We start from the raw sequence: 461 nt of genomic DNA on the forward strand, positions 1-461 counted from the left end.
GTTGAAACAACAGCGCCATTCGGTTACGAGTTGGATAGTACGCCGATTCCATTCACCATCGAATTCGCTCAGGAAACGCAAGTCCAATTGACTGCTCAAAACATTATCATCCCTGGAGCTGTAGAGCTTCTGAAAGTCGATACTAATAATCCTGATCGCGTCCTTGCAGGTGCTGTCTTCAAACTGCTCGACGCACAAGGAAGCTTGCTGCAGGACAAACTTGTCACCAATAGTGAAGGGAAAATCTTCGTAGATGAATTGGTTCCAGGCGAGTATCAATTCGTTGAAACGAAAGCCCCTTCCAGATATCGTTTGGACCGCACGCCAGTCGATTTCGAAATCGTATTGGGTCAAACAGAAACGCTCGAAGTGACGAAAACGAACCGCCGCTACTTCCCTGGACCTCCAGTGAACCCGGAGATTCCGGAAGTACCAGAGATTTCTGAAACACCAGAAACACC

The 461-nt window shown here is 47.9% G+C and carries 1 protein-coding gene; it reads left to right on the plus strand.

All coding sequences use genetic code 11. From position 1 onward, the window contains the following. A partial coding sequence (locus KW93_RS17495; RefSeq protein WP_052131617.1) for an MSCRAMM family protein occupies nucleotides 1-461 on the plus strand: 461 nt, incomplete at both ends.

The sequence above is a fragment of the Planococcus sp. CAU13 genome (genome assembly GCF_000775575.1).
Taxonomy (GTDB): domain Bacteria; phylum Bacillota; class Bacilli; order Bacillales_A; family Planococcaceae; genus Planococcus.